Origin of the sequence: Lancefieldella parvula, from assembly GCF_963547875.1 — a bacterium.
GTDB lineage: Bacteria > Actinomycetota > Coriobacteriia > Coriobacteriales > Atopobiaceae > Lancefieldella > Lancefieldella parvula_D.
Window position 1 is genome coordinate 237,257 of record NZ_CAUUSI010000001.1, and the last position, 22,723, is coordinate 259,979.

Here is a 22,723-nt window from a genome sequence, read left to right on the forward strand (position 1 = left end):
TCTAACTTGAAATAATTTTAGAGAAATCGGATGTTTCTACGAACTCCAGCCTTTCGCGACGGTTGCGCGGTTGTCTTCTGACTACCCGCAGCTAGCCTACGTGAGCTACTTACGCCTCGCGTACCAGCGGAAGCTCACCAGCAAAGTGACGAGGCTTGTAAGAGGCCTTGTCTGCGCTGGTCTTCTCGCCAAGATCAAGCGAAGAAATCTTCTTCATCTTGCTGGTGCCGCCCTCAATGAGGCGAAGCAGCTCGCGCGTTGGTCTCTCGTCAGCCGCCTGAAGCTCAGCTGCCATCTCACGCTCAACCGCGTCAAAGATGTCCTGAACATGCGATGACGTATCGTTTGTAGCCTTGACCAGCGGCATTGCGGTTGATTGTGCAACCACACCAGCGTAGTTTGGCTCGCGAGAAGGACGCATCTGAGCTGCGGCAACCTTGTGAGACGCAGCAGGTTTTGCACCCGACAACTCCACCGAGCTTGCAACTTCAGCCTCAGCAGCGACCTGACCAATAAGTGGCAACTGCACTGGATGGTACTTGCGCATTTGCTGCTGATCATGGCGAGCTAGATGCTCGTCCATTGCAGCCAGCGCAAGTGTCCAATCATCAGCATGCTCAAGCTCGTCAATCGTACGCTTCTCAGGGAAGACTCCCTGGTCAACGTAAGAGATACGGCTAGAAATATCAGCAGCATGGTTGGTAAAGTCTTCAGGAATAGCCTCGGCACCAATCTCAGCAATACCAAAATCACGCGTAATGGACTCTTCGCCCACAGCCTTAGTCCACCAAGCTGTACCAACATCACCAACGGTTCCGTCAGCACGCTCGATAATGGGCAGACCGTCCATAGGATCTTGTCCTAAGCGCTCAAGAAGTACCGCAGCAGCACCCTTTGCACGTGCAACGGTACGCTCGCGCCAGCTCAAAAGCTTGGTGTAGTTCTCTGCAATCTGCGCGTAGTCGTTTGTAGAGTGCGCAGGAGCCTTCTTTGCGCGAACGGGAAGAACGCCCTCTGCGGCCGTACTTACAACCTGTGACTTCTTTGCAGTTGACTCGGCAGGCTGGACAGGCAGCTCAGCAGACTGAACACGAATGGAACCAGTCATATCCCACTGAGAAGCCCTCATGTGCTTTGGCTTGTACGCAGCAATCGAGCGCCTTGAAGAGTCCAGCGGAATCACAATGCTCTCTTCTGACGAGAAGTTCGATGCAGCTGAGACCTGCTTTGAAGATAGAGCCTCATCTGAGCCCTGGAACGTTGCAGATGACTGGCTCTTTGCTTCTACCTCATCGTTTTTCTCGCCACGATTTACCGAGCGAGAGACTACCAAGGCCGCACCAGAAATGACTGCAACCGCAGCAAGTCCCACTCCAATGCCTGTAAAGATTGCACCAAGAGGCGTTTGACGAATTTCATTAGCGGTAAGGGCATACGCAGATGCTGGCTCTGCTACCAGAACCAGACCACTGAGCAGGCCGGCGACTACTGCCGGATTCCTACCTTCTGTCATACAAACTCCCCCTACAAACGCTAAGAAGATGTATGAAGACACACGCTAAATTTGCATATGCTACTAAACCCAATACGGGCGACGTGAGCAACGGGTGGGCTTCATTTCATCTTTGTGTATCCGCTGCAACACATAATTGTGCTGTTAGAAATGACTATAGCGTAATTCATTATTTTTTACAGCGTCTTTAAAACTTTTTCATAATTCTTCGGCAGTTATTCAACAAAAATGGCGAGAAAAAAGAAGTGCCTCCCAACATAGATTGGAAAGCACTTCTTGCGTCATCTTTAAATCTGACTAATTCTGTGGATAGTCAGACTGTGCAGCCTTCTTTGCAGATCTAATCAGGAAGTCCTGGTTATTGTCGGTCTGCTTAAGACCACTGATAAGAGCAGTAGTTGCACGCTCAGTGTTATTGAAGCCTGCAAGAATACGGCGAACGCCCCATACCATAGGCTGAAGCTCTGGCTTAATAAGCAGATCCTCATTACGAGTACCAGAAGAAACAGGATCAATAGCTGGGAAGATACGGCGATCTGCCAGATCTCGATCAAGCTTGAGCTCCATGTTACCAGTACCCTTGAACTCCTCGAAGATAACTTCATCCATCTTGGAGCCTGTATCTACCAGGGCAGACGCAATAATAGTGAGCGAACCGCCGTTCTCGATATTTCGAGCTGCACCCAAGAACTTCTTTGGTGGATACAAAGCTGCGGAGTCAACACCACCAGAAAGAATACGACCAGAAGCAGGAATAGCCAGGTTGTATGCACGAGCAAGACGTGTGATGGAGTCCAGAATAACCACAACGTCCTGACCCATCTCAACCAGACGCTTTGCTCGCTCAATGACAAGCTCCGAGACAACGGTGTGATTCTCTGCTGGCATATCAAAAGTTGAAGCAACAACGGTGCCCTTAATGGAGCGCTCCATGTCTGTAACTTCCTCAGGGCGCTCGTCTACCAAGAGGCAGAAGAGGTGGACCTCAGGATTGTTGGTGGTAATAGACTGGCAAATACGCTTCAAAATGGTGGTCTTACCTGCCTTTGGAGGCGAGACAATCAAACCACGCTGACCCTTACCAATAGGAGCCACCAGATCAATTGCACGGCCCGTAATGGAATCTTTACCGTGCTCCATAGTAAGAGGCTGGTCTGGGAAAATTGGAGTCAGATCTTTGAAGCGAGGACGGTCCTTAAGACCCTCAACTTCCCCACCGTTGACCTGGGTAACCTTAAGCAGTGGTGGATATTTGCTATTTACGCGAGCAGGTCCCACCATGCCCAAGACGCTATCACCCGGGCGCAGACCAAGATTTCTAATAATCTGCTGGTGGACAAAGGCGTCGTCATCGCCTTCCATGTAATTACCTGTACGAATCCAGCCGTAGCCTTCGTTGCTAATCTGAAGAATACCCTCAACAGTCTTAAAGCCCTCAGCAGCTGCAGATGCAGCGTATACAAGCTCAATCAAATCAGACTTATGAACGCCTGCGTACTCAATGCCCAGCTCAGTTGCTTTAGCACGAAGCTCAGAAAGCTTCATCTCTTGCAGAGCCTCTTTGGAAAGCGATGGCTCGCTTGCCTGGCCCTGCTTGCGATTCTTGTTGCGCTGGTTGTTCTGTCTACGATCGCGAGAAGGACGCTCCTGGTTGTTGGCGTGTGCGTTTTCCTGTGTCTTCTCGCCCTCCTGAACTGCTTCTTTTTGCTCAGCATTACGATGTCGACGACGTGCTGCACCCGTACGAGAACGCCCTGAACGCTCTGCTGGAGCTGCATCGGAATCTGCTACTGCACCAGAAGCCTGCTCCTGAGCTGCACCATCCTGCTGCTCAACACTGCCCTGCTCTTCAGCAAAGTTCTTCTGAGCCGCATTGCCATTCTGGCCAGCTGCACCCTCTGCCTCTGCTTTAGTAAAGGCAGGAGCCGGGGTTACCTCCGCAGAAGGCTGAGTTGCGTCCTGAACAATCTTGGTAAGGCGATCAGTGTCTACAACGTCAGAAGAAACCTTGCCACCTGCCTGGACCTGAGCCAAAACCTCTGCCTGTGCAACTTCAAGGGCACGCTCATGAAGAGCACGCTCTTCCATCTCTTCTTTGCTAGGACGGCCACGACGGCGCTTTGGTGGCTCTGTAATGCCTGCTGCGTTCATAGCCTCTGCCACAACAGCCTCTACCGCACGACGCGCCTCAGTCTCTTTTTTAGTTGGACGACCACGACGACGCTTAGCAGCAGATGAATTAGAGGCCTTTTCTTCAGTTGCCTCAGAATTGGTATTTTCTGAAGTTGAATTTTCTGAATTACTATTTTCACTCTTACGAGGTCTACCACGTCTACGTGGTGCTGGAGTATTTTCTACATCATTTAAAGAATCATTTTGGACCGAAGATGTTTCGTCCGACATGTACAAACCTCTCTGTTTGCTCATCAAAATAATCTGTAAAAACGTGAGAAATATGATGAAGGGATAACAAACAAAATCAAATAGGTGCAAATCCAAAAGGAATATACCACGAAAATGCCCGCCTTATGATGAAAAAATAAATAAAATTCACCATAAAACGGGCAAATGGGGATTTATAACCACTAACCCTTAAACCTCGAGAAATCCATCTTCTAGATTTCTTTAATCTGCATAAATCATTTAAACAGCTGTGCGACTCTTTCTTTTTACAACAATATCTTCAATTTGCTGAACGATTTCTTTGATATACGTCTTGCCTTGAGGCGTGAGCTCAACCATAGTTACTCTTCTTGAAAGAGCATCATCATGTTTGCGCTGTACCAGGCCACTTTCTGCCAAAGCAGTAAGAGACATAGAAACCGTTGGCTGCAAAAGACCAAGCGCGTCAACAATCTCTGTAATTGAAAGAGCGTCTTTAGGAGAATCTAGAATTGCAAGAAGCACCATATCTGCTGCCCTGCAATACAGAGCTCCCATAGCGTCAACATACATGACGATGCGCTCAAACGAAGTACGTGAAAGTGCCTGGCCGGGCGCAATACGAGCACAGGTAAGCTTGGACAGCTCCTCAACTGCTTCTACACCCTTTTCTGTGATGATACACACTACGTTGCGTCGATCAATGGCGCCTTCATCTCTCTTGATGAAACCAAGCCTTGCCAGGTGCGAGGTACGATGAGTAATCGTAGGACGAAGAGCACTCTGATACTCGGCAATTTCTGAAGTCTTAACAGGAGCACCCTTCACATTGAGGCGACACAAAATAGCAAACTCTTCAAACGTGAGTCGTCTGTTAGCAGGCACCACTCTTCTAACCAAGTTGTAAGACCTGCGAATGGACATGTACTCGCGAAGTTCCATAGAGACCTCCACTCTTATGCCCGAACCATTTACTATTTGCTCGCATAATGAGTATACCCCTAAAAAACACGTGTTAACGTGGGGACAAAACAATAGTTAGTCAAAAATATGTTAGAAAATGGTGCTTATATGACATCAAAATAGGCTTTTATATGCTGAAATATAAAATTTAAGTAATAAATATTAATTTTATTATCTCTTTTATACATTAAAAAATTTTTTACATAACGGAGAAATATGTAAATTATCTGGAGAAATTCACTAAAGATACCGTGCAGGTATTCAATACTTGCACGGTATCATGACAAAACAACATAGTTAGCTATCGTTTACATTGCCTCAGGAGCAGAAACACCAATCAGATCAAGAGCAATTGCAAGTACGCGACGGGTTGCATCACACGCAGCAAGACGAGCCTTAGAAAGTTCTGCATCCAGTGGGCGTCCTTCGGAAGGAAGTACCTGGCAAACGGTATAGAATGCGTGGAACTGGCCAGCAAGCTCTTCAATGTAATGCGTAATGCGGAATGGTGCCCTATCGCGAGCACAACCCTCAACAAGACCTGGGAACTCAAAGAGTTTACGAGCAAGAGCCTGCTCGGCGTCTTCAGAGAGCAGCCCAAGATCAACCTCAGATCCAATAGCCTTATCTGCAACAGCATCCATACCAAGAGTCTTTGCTTCTTCAAGGTCAACACCAGCAGCGCGGCGCAAAATAGAACAAATACGAGCGTGAGCATACTGAACGTAATACACAGGATTAGAGCTGTCCTGACGCTTTACCTGCTCAATGTCAAAGTCAATCATCTGGTTAGAAGACTTTGAAACAAGGGTATAGCGCGTTGCATCAACACCAACCTCGGCGAGAAGTTCGTCAAAGTGGATACCAGTTCCTTTGCGCTTAGACATTCTGACGGCAACACCGTTTCTGAGCAGGTTAACAAGCTGTCCAAGCAAAACCTCAAACTGAGTTGGGTAACCAAGAGCTGTTGCAGCAGAGCGAACACGCTGAATATAGCCGTGATGATCTGCTCCCCAAATATCAATAACGTGGTCAACACGCTGGAACTTGTTCCAGTGGTAGGCAACGTCGGAAGCAAAATAGGTATACTCGCCATTTGTTTTGATAAGAACACGGTCCTTATCGTCACCAAAATCGGTAGAACGGAAGAATAGCGCACCCTCGTCAGAACGATAAAGGTAGCCAAGCTTATCGAGAGCATCAAGCGCACGATCAACAGCGTCTTTACCCTGGGCGTCCTTAACATACAAAGAACGCTCGGAGAACCAAACATCAAAGTCAGCGCGGGCATTGTGGCAGGTGTTTTTGATGGACTCAAGCATCATCTTGTAGCCGCGCTCGCGGAACTCTGCCATGCGCTCATCTTCAGATTTGTCTGCCCAAACCTCTCCATCATTTTTGAGGAAGAAAAGTCCCAGGTCAACTATGTAGTCTCCAGCGTATGCATTGCCGCCAAGAGAGTTAATGAACTCATCAGTAAACGGATGCTCCTCTGGATGAGCGTCGTCTTCATCTGCAACGTAAGCGTTGCGATCTTCTGCAAGCACCTGCGCAGCTGCATCAGCATCAATGCCGCGCTTCTGCATGATGTCAATAAGCTGCAGATAGCGCTTAGAGATGGAGTGACCAAAGACGTCCATCTGAGAGCCATGATCGTTGACGTAGTACTCGCGCTCAACCTCATAGCCTGCAAAGGCAAGAATGCGGCTGAGAGAGTCTCCCAGCGCTGCCCAGCGGCCATGTCCAATATGCAGAGGACCAACAGGGTTTGCAGAAACGTACTCTACCTGGACCTTTTGACCGGCGCCAAAAGAAGAACGGCCAAAGTCTGCGCCCTGCTCACGAACAGTATTAAAAATCTCATTGCCCGCAGCGGTAGACAGATAGAAGTTTACAAAGCCAGGACCGGCAACCTCAACGCGCTCAATCTGGGCATCTTTAGCAATATGTGCCACAAGAGCTGCTGCAATATCGCGCGGTGCTTTATGTGCCAGCTTTGCAGAACGCATTGCAACCGTAGAAGACCAGTCACCATTTGATGAGTCCTGTGGGCGCTCAAGTCCCACATCATCAATCTGGAATTCAGGCAACTCACCCGCAGCCTGGGCTTCTGCCAAGGCTTGACGTACAAGTTCCTCGATCTTCTCGCGCATGGTTCTCCTTTAAATTCAGTGCACGTGTGCAGCGTAATTACGTAGTTGGTTGTGTAGCTTCTAAAGGACTACTCAGTTTCCTCGGAAGATTTTACCTGATGTTGAGCAGCAAGTTCGTGACGCAAATTGGCCAGACCGCGCTCAAGGCCCACAGGATAAATCTGAGGGTTCAAGAAACGTGTATACGCTGCATCCAGATGCATAAGCGCAGCGTGGCAGCGATCGCGAGCAACCTCAATAGACTCGCTCTCCCCTACACGCTTGCCGCCTTCTACCAGCCTTACCATCAGCTCGCGAGAAGTTCCTTCAAGCTTGTGGGTTGAATAGGGGTCAATGATGTCGACAACGGTTGCCTTAGACTCTGGATGCTTGGTGACCAGGTAATCAGGGTCAAAAATCATGTCACCTGCAGGGCAGCCGTTTGCATCGTAGAAGCGGCGAATGTGCTGAATGCCTGGGACGGTACGCTTGTAAGCCATCTCGGACAGCTTGATAACAGGAGTCCAAGGCTCAGCAGCAGACTGACGACGAGCAGTTAGCTTATAGACACCGCCAAGCGAAGGCTGAGGATCGCAGGTAGCAAGCTTGGTGCCAACACCAAAGGCGTCAATAGGTGCACCCTGAGCAAAAAGCGACTGGATAGTGTACTCGTCAAGATCATTTGATACAGAAATCTTGATGTAAGGAAGGCCAGCCTCGTCAAAAGCCTTGCGAGCTTCCTTAGAAAGGCGTGCAAGGTCTCCAGAGTCAATACGAACTGCACTTAAGCGCTCGCCACGCTCTTCCATCTCTTTTGCCACAATGATGGCGTTCTTGATGCCTTCGTGAACATCATAGGTATCAAGCAGAAGTGAGCAGTTAGTTGGGCTAGATTTTGCAAACGCCCTAAAGGCATCAAGCTCAGTGTCAAACGACATTACCCAAGAGTGTGCGTGGGTACCAAAGACAGGAATGCCGTAAATTTTGCCAGCAAGGACATTTGAAGTGCTTGAAGCACCTGCAATATAGGAAGCACGAGCAACTGCCAAGCCACCATCTGGACCTTGCGCACGACGCAGGCCAAAGTCAGAGACAGGATTGCCCTGAGCAGCCTTGATAACGCGAGCGCACTTTGTTGCTGCCAAAGTCTGGAAGTTGACCAAGTTTAGCAGGGCGGTCTCAATGAGCTGGCAGTCAACAATGGAGCCCTCTACGCGGACCATAGGCTCACGTGGGAAAACAAGCTCTCCCTCGGGGATTGCATCAATGGTTACATTGAGCTTGTGGTTGCGCAAAAACTCAAGGAACGCTGGCTTAAAGAGACGGCCGCCACCAGGAGAGTTAATGCTTGCCAGGTAGTCAATATCGTCGTCTTCAAAGATAAAGTTTTCAACTAAGTCAGCAATTTGACCAGTTCCACAAGAAATGGCAAAGCCGCCATTAAAGGGATTCTCGCGGAAGAATGCGGTAAAGCATGCCTCTGCATCAACAAGACCAGCTTCCCAATAACCTTGAGCCATCGTGAGCTCATACAAGTCTGTATTAAGGCTAACGTCTGAGGGTTTGGTACGATCAGTGAGTGACATAGTTGCTCTTTTCGATTGGTCAAAAACTGACGGTGAGACGATATATCTAGAGTAGCAGTCCTACAAAATAAATTGGCTTACAACAAAAATAACTGCGAGAATTACCACAGTTCCAATAACAATTTTTTGCCCCAGAGGCATTTTGATGTCTTCGTCGTCCTCATCAGGCTCCATGAGAGCACGGCCCTTTGCGCGCTGCTCCTGAATGCGACGAATTTGCTCGGCCTCCTGCTGAGCTGCCTGACGTGCAGCACGCTGCTGAGCTTCACTTTCCGCTGCTGCATCTACCTCTGCCTGAACTGCAGCTTCTGCCTGGGCTGCACGGGTCTTCTCGGCACACAGCGCCTCGAGCTCAGCACGTTCCTTCTCTGCGCGAAGAGCCTCGAGCTCCCTGCGCTCCTTCTCTGCGCGGAGCGCTTCCAGCTCGGCGCGCTCCGCGTCCGTGAGTGCAGCCGCCTGTGGCGCTGGGGTGGTTTGGAGCTCTTCGGGTTTCTCGACAGACATGGTTACTCCTCGGTTTGTGTGTCGGGGATGCTGGTGGTGGCGTCGTTGGCGGCGTCTCCGTGTGCCGTGCGGAGCTTGAGCGCGGGGCCCTCAACGCCTGTTGCGTCAAAAGCTGGCACAAAACTCTCGGAAACGGTTCCACCCTCCTGCCACCACAGGTTCTCAAAGCCCAGGTCATCCGCATGACAGAGCACCAACTCGTACTCCTCGTCAGAAAGCGTTCCAGAAAGCGGTCCGCCAGCTGCACGCATGCGCTCGTTGGGCGTGTACTGATTCATTATTGATACGTCTACATCATTATGACAAAGATTCCAGACGCGGTTGAGTACCTCGCAGGAATCGTCCGCGTGCGTGGGCATGACCAGGTGGCGCACAATGATGCCCTGCATCATGCGACCGTCGTCATCCAGCTTGCGACCGCCGCGACTCATCACCGAGTCATGCATAACCTCAAGCGCCGCCATGGACATCTCTAGATAATCTGCTGCGTACGAGAGCTCTTTTGCCAGCGCAGGGTCTGCGTACTTGACGTCTGTCAGCCAAATATCAATAACACTCGAAACTTTCTGCACCACCTCTGGCAACTCGTATCCCGAGGTATTGCACACTATTGGGAGCGTAAGTCCCGCTTCTTTTGCCAGCGTAACTGCTTCAATTATGTGTGGCGAGAAGTGCAAGGGAGTTACAAGGTTGATGTTGAGCGCACCCTGAGCTTGCAGTTCAAGCATCATCTGGGCTAGGCGCTCGGTTGTGACTGGCTTGCCAAAACCTTCTTGCGAGATTTGATGGTTCTGACAGAACACGCATCTGAGCGGGCAACCCGTGAAAAATATGGCGCCTGATCCGGCCTCGCCCGAGATGGGAGGCTCCTCCCAAAAGTGCAGCGCTGAACGAGCCACACGAATGGTGCTTGAAGCTCCACAAAGGCCCGCTTTACCAGCGTTTCTTTGAGCATGGCAACGCCTTGGGCAGAGTTCACAGACGTCGTAGGCAGAAAACGTAAGGGTATTAGGTGATGGTGCACTACCCAAGGGTTTCTCACCTCCCGTCGTATCTGCTCAGGCAGATGGTGGTATAAAAAACGCGCAGGTTCTCTGCGCGCGTCAAAGTCATGGTGGAGATAAAGGGATTCGAACCCTCGGCCTCTGCCTTGCGAAGGCAGCGCTCTCCCAACTGAGCTATATCCCCGTTGCGGTACTTATTGTGGCAATCAGGGGCAGGTATGTCAATGATTATACGAGCGGAATGAGCGGCTGTAGGCTTGCGAGGAGGCTCGTTGCGTTTCCGCGGACCATTGCGGCTCTTCCGCGGACTGTCAGCGCTCTTCCGTGAGCCGTCACAATTTAAACACAGACTGCCTAGGCACAAAAATATCCTTCCCCGCAGTCATCTATGAACCCACCTTCATAAGGTGGGCGCCGCGCTCGAGCGTTCCAGCTTCCTTAACAACGAAGGATGCCTGTACTGAACACGAGATTAGGCTCCCTGAAAAAACTTGTCGGTTCACCCAGTTTTGACCGCGGGAAAAGGACAATTCTTACTATAAAGAGATTATAAAAAGATTAAAGTCTTGACTTGTTTTTTAATGAGCAGCACAATTAAATGGTATGGATTTTAGCAGTTAAATACTGTTTTTTATTGAAGGGTAAGCGGCTTGAACCTCTGGGTAACCATGTTTTGTGTTTTCCTCTCAGCTGGTCTTGGTTCAGCTCTGATTACCCCTGCCGTTCGTCAACTAGCTTGGAAACTTGGAGTTGTCGATAAACCCTCTGCACGTCGAGTCAATAAAAAACCTATTCCTCGCATGGGCGGCGTTGCAATTTTCTTTGGGTTAGCCGTTGCTATGCTGGTGCGTTATGGCGTTGAAGCAATCCTTGGACATGCCGAGATTACGCTTGCTACTCGCTATTACCTGAACGTTAATTTTTGGGTTGTTGGCGCAGCCTTTGTGGTCATCTTCTTGACCGGCCTGCTCGATGATATTTTTTCTCTCAAGCCTATTCAGAAACTCGCTGGTCAAATTATTGCTGCATGCATTGCCGCTGCAGGCGGTCTGATTATCGGTAACGTTGTTGATCCGTTTTCCGCGTACGGCTTTGTGGATCTTGGATGGCTCGCCTATCCAGCAACAGTCATTTACCTGGTTGCTTACGCCAACATCATTAACCTGATCGACGGTCTTGATGGACTTTCTTCAGGAATTACCTGCATTGCCTCTACCACTATGTTTGTGCTTTCCATTTGGGCGGGCCGCTTTGATGCAGCGCTTTTAAGTGCAGCCATCGCGGGCACCACGCTTGGATTTTTGGTTCACAACTCGTATCCCGCAACTATTTTCATGGGCGATTCTGGTTCGCTAACCTTGGGATTTGCTCTGGGAACAATTTCACTTTTGTCCGTCACCCGTTGGGCGGGACTCACAACTATCATTGTTCCTCTCGTCGTTGCAGGCATTCCAATTATTGATACGTTCTCGGCAATTGTCCGCCGTACCCGCGCGCATGTTAGTTTTGCTACTGCCGACCGCGGACACATCCATCACCGCTTAATGGCTCACGGTTATAATCAGCGCCAAGCGGTACTTTTGATGTACGGTTGGACTGCCCTTCTGTGCGTTGGCTCGCTCATTATGACGCAGGTCAATACGCTGCCTCGTATTGCAATTTTTGTCATGCTACTTACTATGTCTGCTTTCTTTGCAAAGTACCTGCATCTTTTTGAGCCTGTTCTGCTTCACCATACTGATCCAAAGACTGGTGAAGACGAACTCATTACCCCTAAAGATCCAGGCTTCGATGAAGAGATTAAGCAACTCCATGAAGAAGAGCATGAACACATCGAAGAGCTCATTCACAGAGACCATAAGAGCGAATAAGCTAGGGAAACGACTGCTCACAAATTGGCTTTCCGTGAGCTCGCGGTTCCGTTCACAGCTACGATTGCGACTGCACGGGTTTCTCGCCAGGTGCGCCAACAACCAGCTCACGCGCCTAAAAAGTGCAAAGAATCTGTACTTTAGATACAGATTCTTTGACAAAATCAGGCAAATCCACAGTTTCTTTTGCATTTTTAGGCAAAATTTACAGGTTCTTTGATGAATTCAGGCGCGTCAAAGATAGGCGCTTCGGCTCTAAATTTTGAGCCTGAAAGCTGCATCATGTCTGAGTGAATTTACTCAGACATGGCGAGAAAAACCGGCAAAACTACTCAGACTTCATGTACTTTTCCGGCAAATTGCTCAGACATGGCGAGAAAATCAGGCTCGCCGGGACGTCAACGGAGCACCATGGACGCACCAGGTTTCTCGCCAAAAGAAAACCCCGCACATCCGGGATGTACGGGGTGTAGCTATCTAGCTGCGAAGAAATCGCTTGGCTGAAGCCTCAAACTGAGGTTACTCAGCGAGAGCCTTCTTAGCGATCTCTGCAAGATCTGCGAAGCCCTGCTCGTCAGAGTAAGCAATCTCTGCGAGAACCTTGCGGTCAAGCTCAACACCAGCGAGCTTGAGGCCGTGCATGAACTTGCTGTAAGAAAGGTCGTTGATGCGTGCTGCAGCGTTGATACGCTGAATCCACAGTGCGCGGAAATCACGCTTCTTGTTACGACGGTCACGGTAAGCATACTGACCAGAATGCTGTGCCTGCTCCTTCATACCACGGAAGGTACGAGAGGAAGTTCCGTAATAACCCTTTGTGCGCTCGACGAGCGTCTGACGCTTCTTGCGGCCAGCAACTGCGCGCTTAACTCTTGCCATATCTAATCACTCCTTGTTATTTGATCTGGTGGGTGGCGCGCTTAGTTCTTAGCGCCCATACGCTGAGAAACTACTGCTGCATCGCCAGCGGAAAGAACAGCTTCTTTACGGAAGCCACGGATACGCTTCTGGGACTTCTTGGTAAGAATGTGGCTCTTAAAAGCCTTAGCACGCATAATCTTGCCAGTACCGGTGCGGCGGAAACGCTTAGCCGAACCCTTGTGCGTCTTCATCTTAGGCATACTACTTCTCCTCCTGTGTGGTGCCATCCTCAGCACCCTCGGGCTTCTCGTCAAACGCTCCCTTGATTGGAGCAACGAGCATGTGCATGTTACGGCCTTCAATGAGCGGTTTCTGCTCAATTGTGGCAAAAGGCTTCAAATCTTCAGCAAGGCGATCAAGTACAATACGGCCCTGCTCTGGGTGAGCCATCTCGCGTCCACGGAACATGATGGTGATCTTGACGCGTGCTCCCTTCTTGAGGAAGCGCAGTACGTGACCCTTCTTGGTCTCGTAATCGCCCACATCAATCTTTGGGCGGAACTTCATCTCTTTGACTTCGATCTTGACCTGGTTCTTGCGAGCTGCCTTGGCCTTGCGAGCCTGCTCATACTTGAACTTACTGTAATCAAGAATCTTGCATACAGGAGGCTCAGCATTTGGAGCAATCTCTACGAGATCAAGACCGTGCTCACGAGCTCTCTTCATTGCATCATTGACGCCAAAAAGACCAAGCTGACTACCATCAGCGTCAATCAGACGGCACGTGCGAGCAGTGATTTCCTCATTGATGCGAGGACCATCGTTCTTGGCTATCTTGTACACCTTCCCTCTTGGACAATTGCTTGTCCGCCAATAAAAAAACCCAGTGCACAAGCAACTGGGAGACAATACGCACAGGTAGCGTGCGAAGGTTAAATTGTCTGACCAGACAGCTGCTTTTGCGCTGTGTAGGTGGGGACTCACGTTCAATCCCGCTTCAAAAGTACCTTGTAAGGTTACCTCTAACAAGAAGACATTACAAGTACCAAGTTAGATATGACGAGAAATTCACATCTAGCTTAAACTTTTAGCTGGTGCCCGAGGTGGGACTTGAACCCACACGAGTTTCCTCAAAGGTTTTTGAGACCTCCGCGTCTGCCATTCCGCCACTCGGGCTAAAAAGTTTGCATAGGTACTATACCGCACCTATGCAAATCTGTCTTGCTAAATCATCAAAGTTGTAGCTGATTTAATCCTGTAAGAATGGATTAGTTGCTAACTCTGCCTCTAAAGACGTTTGATTTCCATGTCCTGACAAAATAATGGAGGTTGGATCAAGCTCTGTCTTGATGCGGTTCAGAGAAGCTTTGAGGGTTTCAAAGTTGCCGCCTGGAAGGTCTGTTCTTCCTGCAGAGCCCTGGAAAAGCGTATCGCCTACAAAAACGGCGCCAGTAGCAGTTCCCTCACCCACCAAAACAATGCCGCCAGGAGTGTGACCAGGGGTTTCCATAATCTTGAACTGTGCAGTTCCAACAGAGAGAACATCTCCCTCGTGAAGAAAACCGTCTGGCTCTGGAGCATCATTATAAATCTCGTTTGAGTTATGAGCCCTCTTTGCAAGTTCATTATCTGCTTCGTTGATTAGGTACTGAGCACCAGGCACAGCAAGCTTCAAAGCCTTAACGCCGCCAACATGATCAGCATGGCCGTGAGTAGCAACAATGTACTTAAGCTCAAGGTTCAAGAGCTGTGCAGCAATCTCTGCACCCGATGCACCGGCATCAATAATCATGCACTCATTACCAGAAACGTAAATGTAGCAGTTGGTCTCAAGAGGACCTACTTTAAAGACGCCAATCTGGTCTTTTGCGTGATGGCAACCACCATGACCGTGATGGCCGCAGCAACCGCCATGACCGTGCTCACCGTGGCCATGCTCGCCATGATGACCGCAGCAGCCACCGTGTCCGTGCTCTTCCTCGTGATTATGACCGCAAGAGCAGCTCTCATTTTGATTAGCCATAGAGTCTCCTTCTCATCTGATTAGCGCCTTCACCTGGCATAATACGACGAGCGTCGTAGACAGAAGGCACGCGAGTTACAAATGCAAATAAGGTATCAAGCAGGCTGGTATCAGAGATAGAAACCAAGAAACGCATACGTACTACGCCCTGCTCGCCCACTTGTGTAGCAGCAGAAAGAATGTTTGCACCAGCGTCAGACAGCGCAACCGTGACGTCTTTAAGAAGGCCCATTCGGTCTGTTGCCTCAACGACAATCTCTACCCTAAACTCAGTAGCACCGCTGGCGTCCCAAGAAACAGGAATGATACGCTTTGGATCGTTGAGCAAGTCTTTAACGTTAGGGCAATTGGCGCGGTGAACAGAAACGCCACGACCGCGTGTAATGAAGCCCACAATATCGTCACCTGCAACAGGATTGCAGCAATGCGCCAGATGAACAAGCAAATCTGGATCGCCGTTTACCACAACGCCGCAGTTAGACTTCTTGGGACGACTCCCCTTGGCGGTGCGAGAAATAACGTAGGAGCGAACCAAAGGCTGATCGTTTGCAATTGCCTTGTTCTTCTCCTGAAGGCGTGCCGCATTACGCTCTTGCTCAGTAACAACCTCAGGGTTTTTCTCCTCTAAGATTTCACTCACGCGATTAACAACCTGCTTAGCAGACTGATTGCCTGCACCAATTCCTGCAAACAGGTCATCTACACTGCGATAATCAAACTGCTCGGTGAGCTGATCAAGCGCCTTAACGGTTCGCGTAGCGCTGATGCCATAGCCACGCTTGCGCAGCTCTTTTGCAAGCTCAGAACGACCGCGTTCGGCATCGTCAGACTTGTTCTCTTGCGAGAAATACTTGCGGATCTTTGCACGTGCAGACGGCGTTTTTACCAGCGTCATCCAGTCGCGAGAAGGGCGAGCATTCTTGTTAGTCAAGATCTCAATGCGATCGCCCATCTGAAGCGTATGTGTCAGCGGAACAACGGAACCGTTAACACGCGCGCCAACACAGTGATTACCAACCTCAGTGTGGACAGCGTAAGCAAAGTCCAGAGGTGTTGAATTGACGCGCAAGCTCATGACCTCACCCTTTGGCGTGAATACAAAAATTTCATGCTCAAAGAGGTCTACACGCAAGTTATCCAAGAACTCGTGGGGATCGTCAATATCGTCTTCAACGGCCCAGTCAAGACTGCGGCGAATCCAGTTGATAGTTGAGTCAATAAGCTTGTCTTCAGAGGACATCTTGCCCTTTGAATTGCCCTGCTCCTTATACAGCCAGTGAGCAGCAATACCGTACTCAGATGCCTCGTGCATCTCGGCGGTTCTAATCTGAATCTCAATAGGGCGACCATCAGGGCCAATAACTGTTGTGTGTAAGGACTGATAGAGATTTGCCTTTGGTGTTGCAATGTAGTCCTTGAAACGACCAGGCATTGGATGCCACAGTGCATGGATAGCGCCAAGTGCTGAATAGCAATCGCCTACGTTTTTAGTAATGACGCGCAAGGCGATAAGATCGTAGATGTTGGAGAACTCCCTGCCCTTGCGGACCATCTTTTGATAAATGGACCACAGGTGCTTAGGACGTCCCGTAATCTGGAAGTCAGTAAGACCGGCAGCATTAAGCTCATCTGTCAGAGTCTTTTTAGCGTTGTTGAGGTCATTCTCTCTTTGTGCACGAGAGTCAGAGACCATGCGAGCAACACGCTGGTACTCCTCTGGTTCAAGCCAGAAGAAAGATAAATCCTCAAGCTCCCACTTAACCGAAGAGATACCCAAGCGGTCAGCAAGTGGTGCATACACGTCCATTGTTTCTCGCGCCTTAAACAGACGACGATCCGGTGGAAGTGCTGCCAGCGTACGCATGTTATGAAGACGGTCGGCAAGCTTGATGATAACAACGCGGATGTCCTTTGACATGGCAAGGAACATTTTGCGCAGGTTAAGCGCTTGTTTCTCGTCCATTGAACTGACTTCGATGGACGTAAGTTTTGTGACGCCGTCAACAAGCTCAGCCACTGACTCACCAAAGCGAGAAGAAATTTCATCTAGCGAGGCAGACGTATCTTCTACGGTATCGTGCATGAGGGCAGCGCAGATGGTGTCTTCATCCATATGAAGATCGTGCGCAAGAATAAGGGCCACTTCAACTGGGTGGTTGATATAAGGCTCGCCAGAACGACGACGCTGATCTTTGTGATAGTCAGCAGCAAAGGCATATGCAGCAGCAATCTTTGCCTGAGCTTCCTCAGGTAAATATGTACGCACGGCTCCCTCAAGCAGGCGGTAATTATCCGCGCCTGGCGCCTTGGCCTCTTTTGTGGTCCTCTCGTCACTCATCAGAGGACTCCCTTCCCCCATCAAACGTTGAACCAATTTCTGGAACGATGGGTTTTGTTATAGCATCTGCCAGCTCATCTGGTGAAGCAGAAAGTACCCACTGAGCAAATGATTCAAACTCAGTGTGCGCTTTAAGCCCCTCAGCGTAGCGCGCAGACTCCAGCAAGTCCATGTGCGAAGCTTGACTATTGACGGAGATTGTTCGCGTTTGATCAAATCCTTCAATGCTAATAAACCCTAGCTCAGCAAAAACGTCAAGTGCAACACGAACGGTTTGCTCGTCAGCCTTAGATCGCGGGTCAATTTCTAGCGCCATCTGCGCAATATCTTCATCGGTAAGTGCTGAATCAGCTGTCTGAGCACCAAGCTTTGGCTGCAGTGCCGTAAGCGCGCGGTAGACAGCTACCAGAGCTTCTCGCTGTGGTGCATGAGAAGAAAGGATGCGCTCGTTAACGCGCATGTCATGCGCATCAAATAGCATCTGAATTACAGAAGGCTTACCGTCTCTACCTGCGCGTCCGCTCATCTGATTGAAGGCAACGCGACCAAACGGCAGGTGATACAGAATAACCTGGCGAATATCAGAGATATTGACGCCTTCGCCAAATGCACTGGTAGCAATGATGCAGCAAACGTCGCCACACCTAAACGCGCGCTCAACGTTCTTGCGTATCTGAGGTGTTAGACCCGCATGATAAAACGCAATCTTGTGACCAAGTTCTGGAATACGATGGCGTAGCATACGCGTCAGTGCCTGCGCTTGCTCCCTTGAATTGACGTAGACAACTGTTTTTGTGCCATCTGACACAAGAGAAAGCAGCGCACATTCCCTATCCTTAGTACCACGAAGGTCCCTGAGTTCAAGGTTAGTACGAGCCGTTTTGTCTTTGTATACATGCTCTGCTTCAATGGAGAGAAGCTCGCAGATATTCTGGGCTGCCTGCGTGGTAGCCGTAGCTGTTGTGGCAAGTATCTGCGGACTCCCAAGCATCTCTAGTACCTGTGGCATGTGCGCATAAGCAAGTCTGCCCTCAGAAGCATTCATGCCCACATGATGTGCCTCGTCAAACACTACAAATGAGATGTTTTGCGCCTTGGCAAATTGATCAGCGTGGAGCGAGAAGAACTCTGGAGTAGTCAGCACAATATCAAGCTCATTGTTTGTCATGCGAGCAAACAGGTCTTCTCGGCTGGAAAGGTCTGTTTCTCCGTTGAGTACCTCGACAGAAATTCCTAGAGGCTCAAAGGTGTTTTTTATGCTTTGAACCTGGTCGTTGATGAGGGCGCGCAGCGGATAGACAAACACGCTCATTTTATGTTGCAGCAACGCAACACGAGCAGCATGAACCTGGAAGATAAGCGATTTACCTCTACCTGTTGCCATAACAGAGAGACAAGACGTTCCTTGAGAGAGAACCTCTAGCGTTTTCTTTTGCAGAGGCAAGAGCTCTCTTGAACCAATCATGGACGTGACCAGGGTCTGGGTAAGCTCCTCAGAAGAAAGACTTTCCAGCTCACGGCGCTTTTGCTGCGCCTGTTCTTGGGAGGCCTCATCAGCCTCTATAGTCTCCTTGGTAACCACAAGGGGCAAGTCAGCAGCGCTGCCGAGAAGATCTGCTTCAATGGGGCCGTCATCTTCATCGGTAAAGTCTCTGTAGAGAATGTCTCTGACCATGAGTTTTGGCTTAGTTCTGCCCTGCCAAGTCTCGTTAACTGCTTCAAAAATCAAATCAACAGCGCCATCATACTCAGCTGCCGCCTCAACATGAGGCGTTCTAAACATGATGGATGAAATTGAAGAAATACCATTTGAAGCCATAAAGCAAAGATGAGCTCCACCTGCGCCAACACGCGAGCGATTCTTCATCACTACACCCTTAACGCCAAAGAGAGGCTTTTTGTTACCCTGACCAAAAGGTTGCAGTGCCTCAAGGGCGTCAATGGAGTTGATGGTAATTTCATCAAGGTTTACTAGTGCTGTAACTTCTCCTGAAGCCTCAAACTCTTCTTCTGGAAGCTCTGCCATAACCTTTGATAAACGCTTTCTAAATGCGTCAATCTTTGCTGTTTCTACCGTTACGCCAACGGCTCCTTGGTGGCCACCAAAACGGACGGTAAGGTCTGCACACTGTTCAACGGCGTGGAATAAATCAACGGAGCCAACAGAGCGGCCAGAACCACGAGCAACTCCATCTTGGATGGTAAACAGAATGCAAGGCACGTGATAGCGATTAACAATTCTTGAAGCAACAATGCCCTTTACGCCCTCATGCCAACCCTCTTTAGCAAGCACAATTGCGTGGCCGCCGTCGTAAATTTCTTTTGCCTGCTCAAGTGCTTCATCGGTAAGCTTTGCCTCAATAGCACGACGCTCGGCATTAATCTCTTCTAGTTTTCCAGCAAGAATGGTTGCCTCTTCAGCGTCTTCTGTAAGAAGAAGGTCAAGCGCAATATCAGTAGTACCCATGCGCCCCGCTGCATTAAGGCGAGGAATAATAGAAAACGGCAGATTATCTGCAGAAATCTGAGCAATATCTTGACCAGCAACAGCAGCTAGAGCCACAAGACCTGGACGAAGACCTTTCTGGAGACGCTTAACACCTTCAGAAACCAGCGCACGATTCTCTTTGTTGAGCATCATCATGTCAGATAGTGTGCCCAACATAGCAACATCAATGTAATCAAGCCAAAGCTGAGGCTGATCTTGAAGCTGTCCTAAAACCTGCACCAGCTTAAGGGCAACGCCTGCACCAGCAAGTTCTCTAGAAGGACAATCTTCAACAAGCTTTGGATCAGTGACTGGAACACCCTGGGGCACCAGATCTGCGGGCTCATGATGATCGGTAACAACAACATCAATCCCCTGCTGCAAAAGCCAAGCAACCTCTTGAGCAGCAGCAATGCCATTGTCTACCGTAATAATTAAATCTGGCTTTCTATCTTGCAAAACTCTTGCAAGAGCCTCTTTAGAAAGTCCGTATCCCTCACCAAAACGATGCGGAATATACGGCAAAACATCTGCTCCCAATCGACGTAAAGCCAGGGTAAGCAAACACGTTGAGCTCATTCCATCAACATCAAAATCACCAAAAACGGCAATCTTTTTATGCTCAACAATTGCCTTATGAACGTGGGCGGCAACCTCAGCCATTCCAGGAATACACTGTGGATCAAGCCAATCCCTTTGCAAGGATGGCGAGAGAAACTCTTGAGCTGTGGCTACATCAGTGAATCCACGTGCTACTAATACACGAGCAACAAGTGGCGTAACGTGCAATTCTTTTTTAAACAGCGACTCTAGATATACGTCTTGTGTAAGAACACTCCAACGAGTGCTTTTCTCGATGCCGGGCATCATATCCTCTTTTCTGTGGCGGCAGAGCCAGCCAGGGGCACCTTGGGCACCCGCGAATGTTTATCTCTTCCATTCTACCCGTGTCACCGGACAAAAAATGACTAGCCCACAAATTAGTGAGCTAGTCATAAAAAAATTTAAATCAAAGTTGCTTGCGCAGGGCTATCAAAGTTGCTCGCGCAGGGCTATCAAGATTGCTTGCGCAGGGCTATCAAGAAGACGGGGTTCTCGCCAGGCGAACTTAGAAATCAACCACGCCGTCAGAGTTTTCCCACTCCTCAACAAAATCGCTGTAGGTACCTGCAAGAATTGCTTCTCGTGCCTGACGCATCAGCTCAAGCAAGAAGTAAATATTGTGCATAGAAAGCAGCTGACCGCCAAGCATCTCGTGCTGTTTAACCAGGTGGTTGATGTACGCGCGAGAATATCCACCCCTACAGACAGGACAGGTGCACTTGGCATCAAGAGGGCCTGCATCTGCAAAGTACTTTGCGTTCTTAAGGTTCATGCGGCCCTCGTGAGAAAACGCGGTGCCCATACGAGCGGTGCGCGTTGGAAGCACGCAGTCAAACATATCAATGCCACAAGCAACACCGCGGATAAGCGTGGACGGATTGCCAACACCCATCAGATAACGAGGCTTATTGCGAGGCATGTAATCGGCGCAAAGTGGCGCCAACGTCTCAAACATGACCTCGTGAGGCTCTCCAACAGAATAGCCACCAATGCCATAACCGGGGAAATCACCAATGGACTCAAGGTGCTCAATGGAGCGCCTGCGCAAATCAAGGTGCATGCCGCCTTGAACAATGCCAAAGAGCGCCTGATCAGGTCGGGTATGAGCCTTAAAGCACCTTTCGGCCCATGCGCTTGAAAGCTCAACTCCGCGCTCAACTTTTCTGCGCTCGGCAGGATAGCCTACGCACTGATCAAGCTGCATAACAATATCTGCACCAAGGTTCTGCGCAATCTGCATATTAGTTTCTGGCGTCCAGTACGACCATGTGCCATCGTAATCTACGGCACGGAATTTAACGCCCTCGTCAGAGAGCTTCATGAACTCCTCGTGACTAAAGACCTGGAATCCGCCTGAATCCGTCAGAATTGGTCCATGCCACTGCATAAAGTCATGCAAGCCACCCATCTGTGCAACCAGCTCATCTCCTGGGCGCTGAGACAGATGGTACGTATTTGCCAGAATAATTTTGGCACCAAGGTCACGAACGGTATCGGTCATCAAACCTTTAACGGTTGCCTTAGTACCCACTGGCATGAAAATAGGCGTTGGAATATCACCATGAGGCGTATGGAAGATGCCAGCGCGTGCGTGCGTCTTAGGATCTTCGGCGAGAAGTTCGTAGGTAAACCAAGAATCTTCTTTTTTCTCTGCCCAATTTTCTGTGTGTACGCAGGAAATTTTGGTGGTAAAACCCTGTGCTTTTTTGGAGCCGTCTGGCATGTAACCTCGATTACAACGTGCGGAGAGCATCAACCAAAGCTGTCTTGCCCTCTGTTTTCTGGTCCTTCATTTTTATCACACGTGCAGGACATCCCGCTACCACAGCGTTTGCTGGAACGTCCTCAACTACCACAGCACCTGCTGCAACAACAGCGCCCTCTCCAACACGAATGCCCTCGATAACCACGGCATTTGCGCCAATAAGGACGTTATCCTCAACAATAACTGGCGTAGCAGATGCAGGCTCAACAACACCAGCAAGAACAGTGCCGGCACCAATGTGGCAGTTCTTACCAACAGTTGCACGGCCGCCAAGAACAGCGCCCATGTCAATCATGGTGCCCTCACCAATAACAGCACCAATATTAATAACAGCACCCATCATAATGACGGCATTGTTACCAATCTCAACGCGCTCACGAATTAGCGCACCTGGCTCAATACGTGCGTTTACGTCCTTCATGTTCAGCAGAGGAACGCCGGAGTTACGACGGTCATTCTCGATGTCAAAATACTCAAATGCGTCTGCATTCTGCTCAACAACGCTCTTGAGCTCGGACCAATCGCCAAAGACTACCTTTGAGGTGCCCTCACCATACACGCGAGAAGAGCCATACGACACAGAAGCACCCTCACGCTCTTTGACGTAGAGCTTAATGGGGGTCTTCTTCTCTGACGTAGCAATGTAATTAATAATTTCCTGGGCGTCCATGCACGTCCTTTCTCAATCAA

General features: G+C 49.5%; 16 protein-coding genes and 2 tRNA genes. 1 reads left to right on the plus strand and 17 read right to left on the minus strand.

The annotated features are described in order from the left end of the window. Window positions 1–109 precede the first annotated feature (109 nt). The 8 genes from RWJ96_RS01190 to RWJ96_RS01225 all read right to left on the minus strand — a co-directional run bounded on the left by RWJ96_RS01190 (window position 110) and on the right by RWJ96_RS01225 (window position 10,268). A complete protein-coding gene (locus RWJ96_RS01190; RefSeq protein ID WP_314018465.1) occupies window positions 110–1,513 on the minus strand; it encodes a hypothetical protein in 1,404 nt (467 codons plus the stop codon). A gap of 297 nt (window positions 1,514–1,810) precedes the next feature. Next, window positions 1,811–3,916 carry a transcription termination factor Rho gene (gene rho, locus RWJ96_RS01195; RefSeq protein ID WP_314018466.1) on the minus strand — a complete coding sequence of 702 codons (2,106 nt, stop codon included), beginning with the start codon at window positions 3,914–3,916 and terminating at the stop codon, window positions 1,811–1,813. 240 nt (window positions 3,917–4,156) lie between these two features. Beyond that, window positions 4,157–4,837 carry a MarR family transcriptional regulator gene (locus RWJ96_RS01200; protein WP_035428097.1) on the minus strand — a complete coding sequence of 227 codons (681 nt, stop codon included), beginning with the start codon at window positions 4,835–4,837 and terminating at the stop codon, window positions 4,157–4,159. A 329-nt stretch (window positions 4,838–5,166) separates the two neighbouring features. Next, window positions 5,167–7,011 carry an arginine--tRNA ligase gene (gene argS / locus RWJ96_RS01205; protein WP_314018467.1) on the minus strand — a complete coding sequence of 615 codons (1,845 nt, stop codon included), beginning with the start codon at window positions 7,009–7,011 and terminating at the stop codon, window positions 5,167–5,169. A 68-nt stretch (window positions 7,012–7,079) separates the two neighbouring features. Next, a complete protein-coding gene (locus tag RWJ96_RS01210) occupies window positions 7,080–8,576 on the minus strand; it encodes a nicotinate phosphoribosyltransferase (RefSeq protein ID WP_314018468.1) in 1,497 nt (498 codons plus the stop codon). 60 nt (window positions 8,577–8,636) lie between these two features. Further along, window positions 8,637–9,080: a hypothetical protein gene (locus RWJ96_RS01215; protein WP_314018469.1), complete on the minus strand. Its 444-nt coding sequence runs from the start codon at window positions 9,078–9,080 to the stop codon at window positions 8,637–8,639. Between the two features lie 2 nt (window positions 9,081–9,082). Continuing rightward, window positions 9,083–10,111 carry a radical SAM protein gene (locus RWJ96_RS01220; protein WP_314018471.1) on the minus strand — a complete coding sequence of 343 codons (1,029 nt, stop codon included), beginning with the start codon at window positions 10,109–10,111 and terminating at the stop codon, window positions 9,083–9,085. Window positions 10,112–10,192: 81 nt separating this feature from the next. Next, window positions 10,193–10,268: transfer RNA gene (locus RWJ96_RS01225), tRNA-Ala, on the minus strand. A gap of 484 nt (window positions 10,269–10,752) precedes the next feature. Between RWJ96_RS01225 and RWJ96_RS01230 the strand changes: the two genes are divergently transcribed. After that, entirely contained in the window at window positions 10,753–11,955 is a 1,203-nt protein-coding gene (locus RWJ96_RS01230; protein ID WP_314018472.1) for an MraY family glycosyltransferase, read from the plus strand. A 519-nt stretch (window positions 11,956–12,474) separates the two neighbouring features. Here the strand turns inward: RWJ96_RS01230 and rplT are convergent. The 9 genes from rplT to dapD form a co-directional block, all read right to left on the minus strand. Further along, a complete protein-coding gene (gene rplT / locus RWJ96_RS01235; RefSeq protein WP_035428088.1) occupies window positions 12,475–12,834 on the minus strand; it encodes a 50S ribosomal protein L20 in 360 nt (119 codons plus the stop codon). Window positions 12,835–12,875: 41 nt separating this feature from the next. After that, window positions 12,876–13,076 (minus strand): 50S ribosomal protein L35, encoded by a 201-nt coding sequence (rpmI, locus tag RWJ96_RS01240; protein WP_012808612.1) that lies wholly within the window; start codon window positions 13,074–13,076, stop codon window positions 12,876–12,878. Window position 13,077: 1 nt separating this feature from the next. After that, complete coding sequence (gene infC, locus RWJ96_RS01245; protein ID WP_035428086.1) at window positions 13,078–13,659, minus strand: translation initiation factor IF-3; 582 nt, start codon at window positions 13,657–13,659, stop codon at window positions 13,078–13,080. Between the two features lie 249 nt (window positions 13,660–13,908). Beyond that, window positions 13,909–13,992 (minus strand) — tRNA-Leu (locus RWJ96_RS01250). A gap of 73 nt (window positions 13,993–14,065) precedes the next feature. Continuing rightward, complete coding sequence (locus RWJ96_RS01255; RefSeq protein WP_314018473.1) at window positions 14,066–14,839, minus strand: MBL fold metallo-hydrolase; 774 nt, start codon at window positions 14,837–14,839, stop codon at window positions 14,066–14,068. Then, complete coding sequence (locus RWJ96_RS01260; protein ID WP_314018475.1) at window positions 14,832–17,177, minus strand: bifunctional (p)ppGpp synthetase/guanosine-3',5'-bis(diphosphate) 3'-pyrophosphohydrolase; 2,346 nt, start codon at window positions 17,175–17,177, stop codon at window positions 14,832–14,834. The genes RWJ96_RS01255 and RWJ96_RS01260 overlap by 8 nt, the downstream gene beginning before the upstream one ends. Next, entirely contained in the window at window positions 17,170–20,532 is a 3,363-nt protein-coding gene (gene recJ / locus RWJ96_RS01265; protein ID WP_314018477.1) for a single-stranded-DNA-specific exonuclease RecJ, read from the minus strand. Before recJ ends, RWJ96_RS01260 begins: the two co-directional genes overlap by 8 nt. Before the next feature lie 241 nt (window positions 20,533–20,773). Beyond that, window positions 20,774–21,991, minus strand: a complete 1,218-nt coding sequence (tgt, locus tag RWJ96_RS01270) for a tRNA guanosine(34) transglycosylase Tgt (protein ID WP_314018479.1) — start codon at window positions 21,989–21,991, stop codon at window positions 20,774–20,776. Window positions 21,992–22,001: 10 nt separating this feature from the next. Beyond that, on the minus strand, window positions 22,002–22,703 hold the full coding sequence (dapD, locus tag RWJ96_RS01275) for a 2,3,4,5-tetrahydropyridine-2,6-dicarboxylate N-acetyltransferase (protein WP_314007154.1): 702 nt from the start codon (window positions 22,701–22,703) through the stop codon (window positions 22,002–22,004). Window positions 22,704–22,723 lie beyond the last annotated feature (20 nt).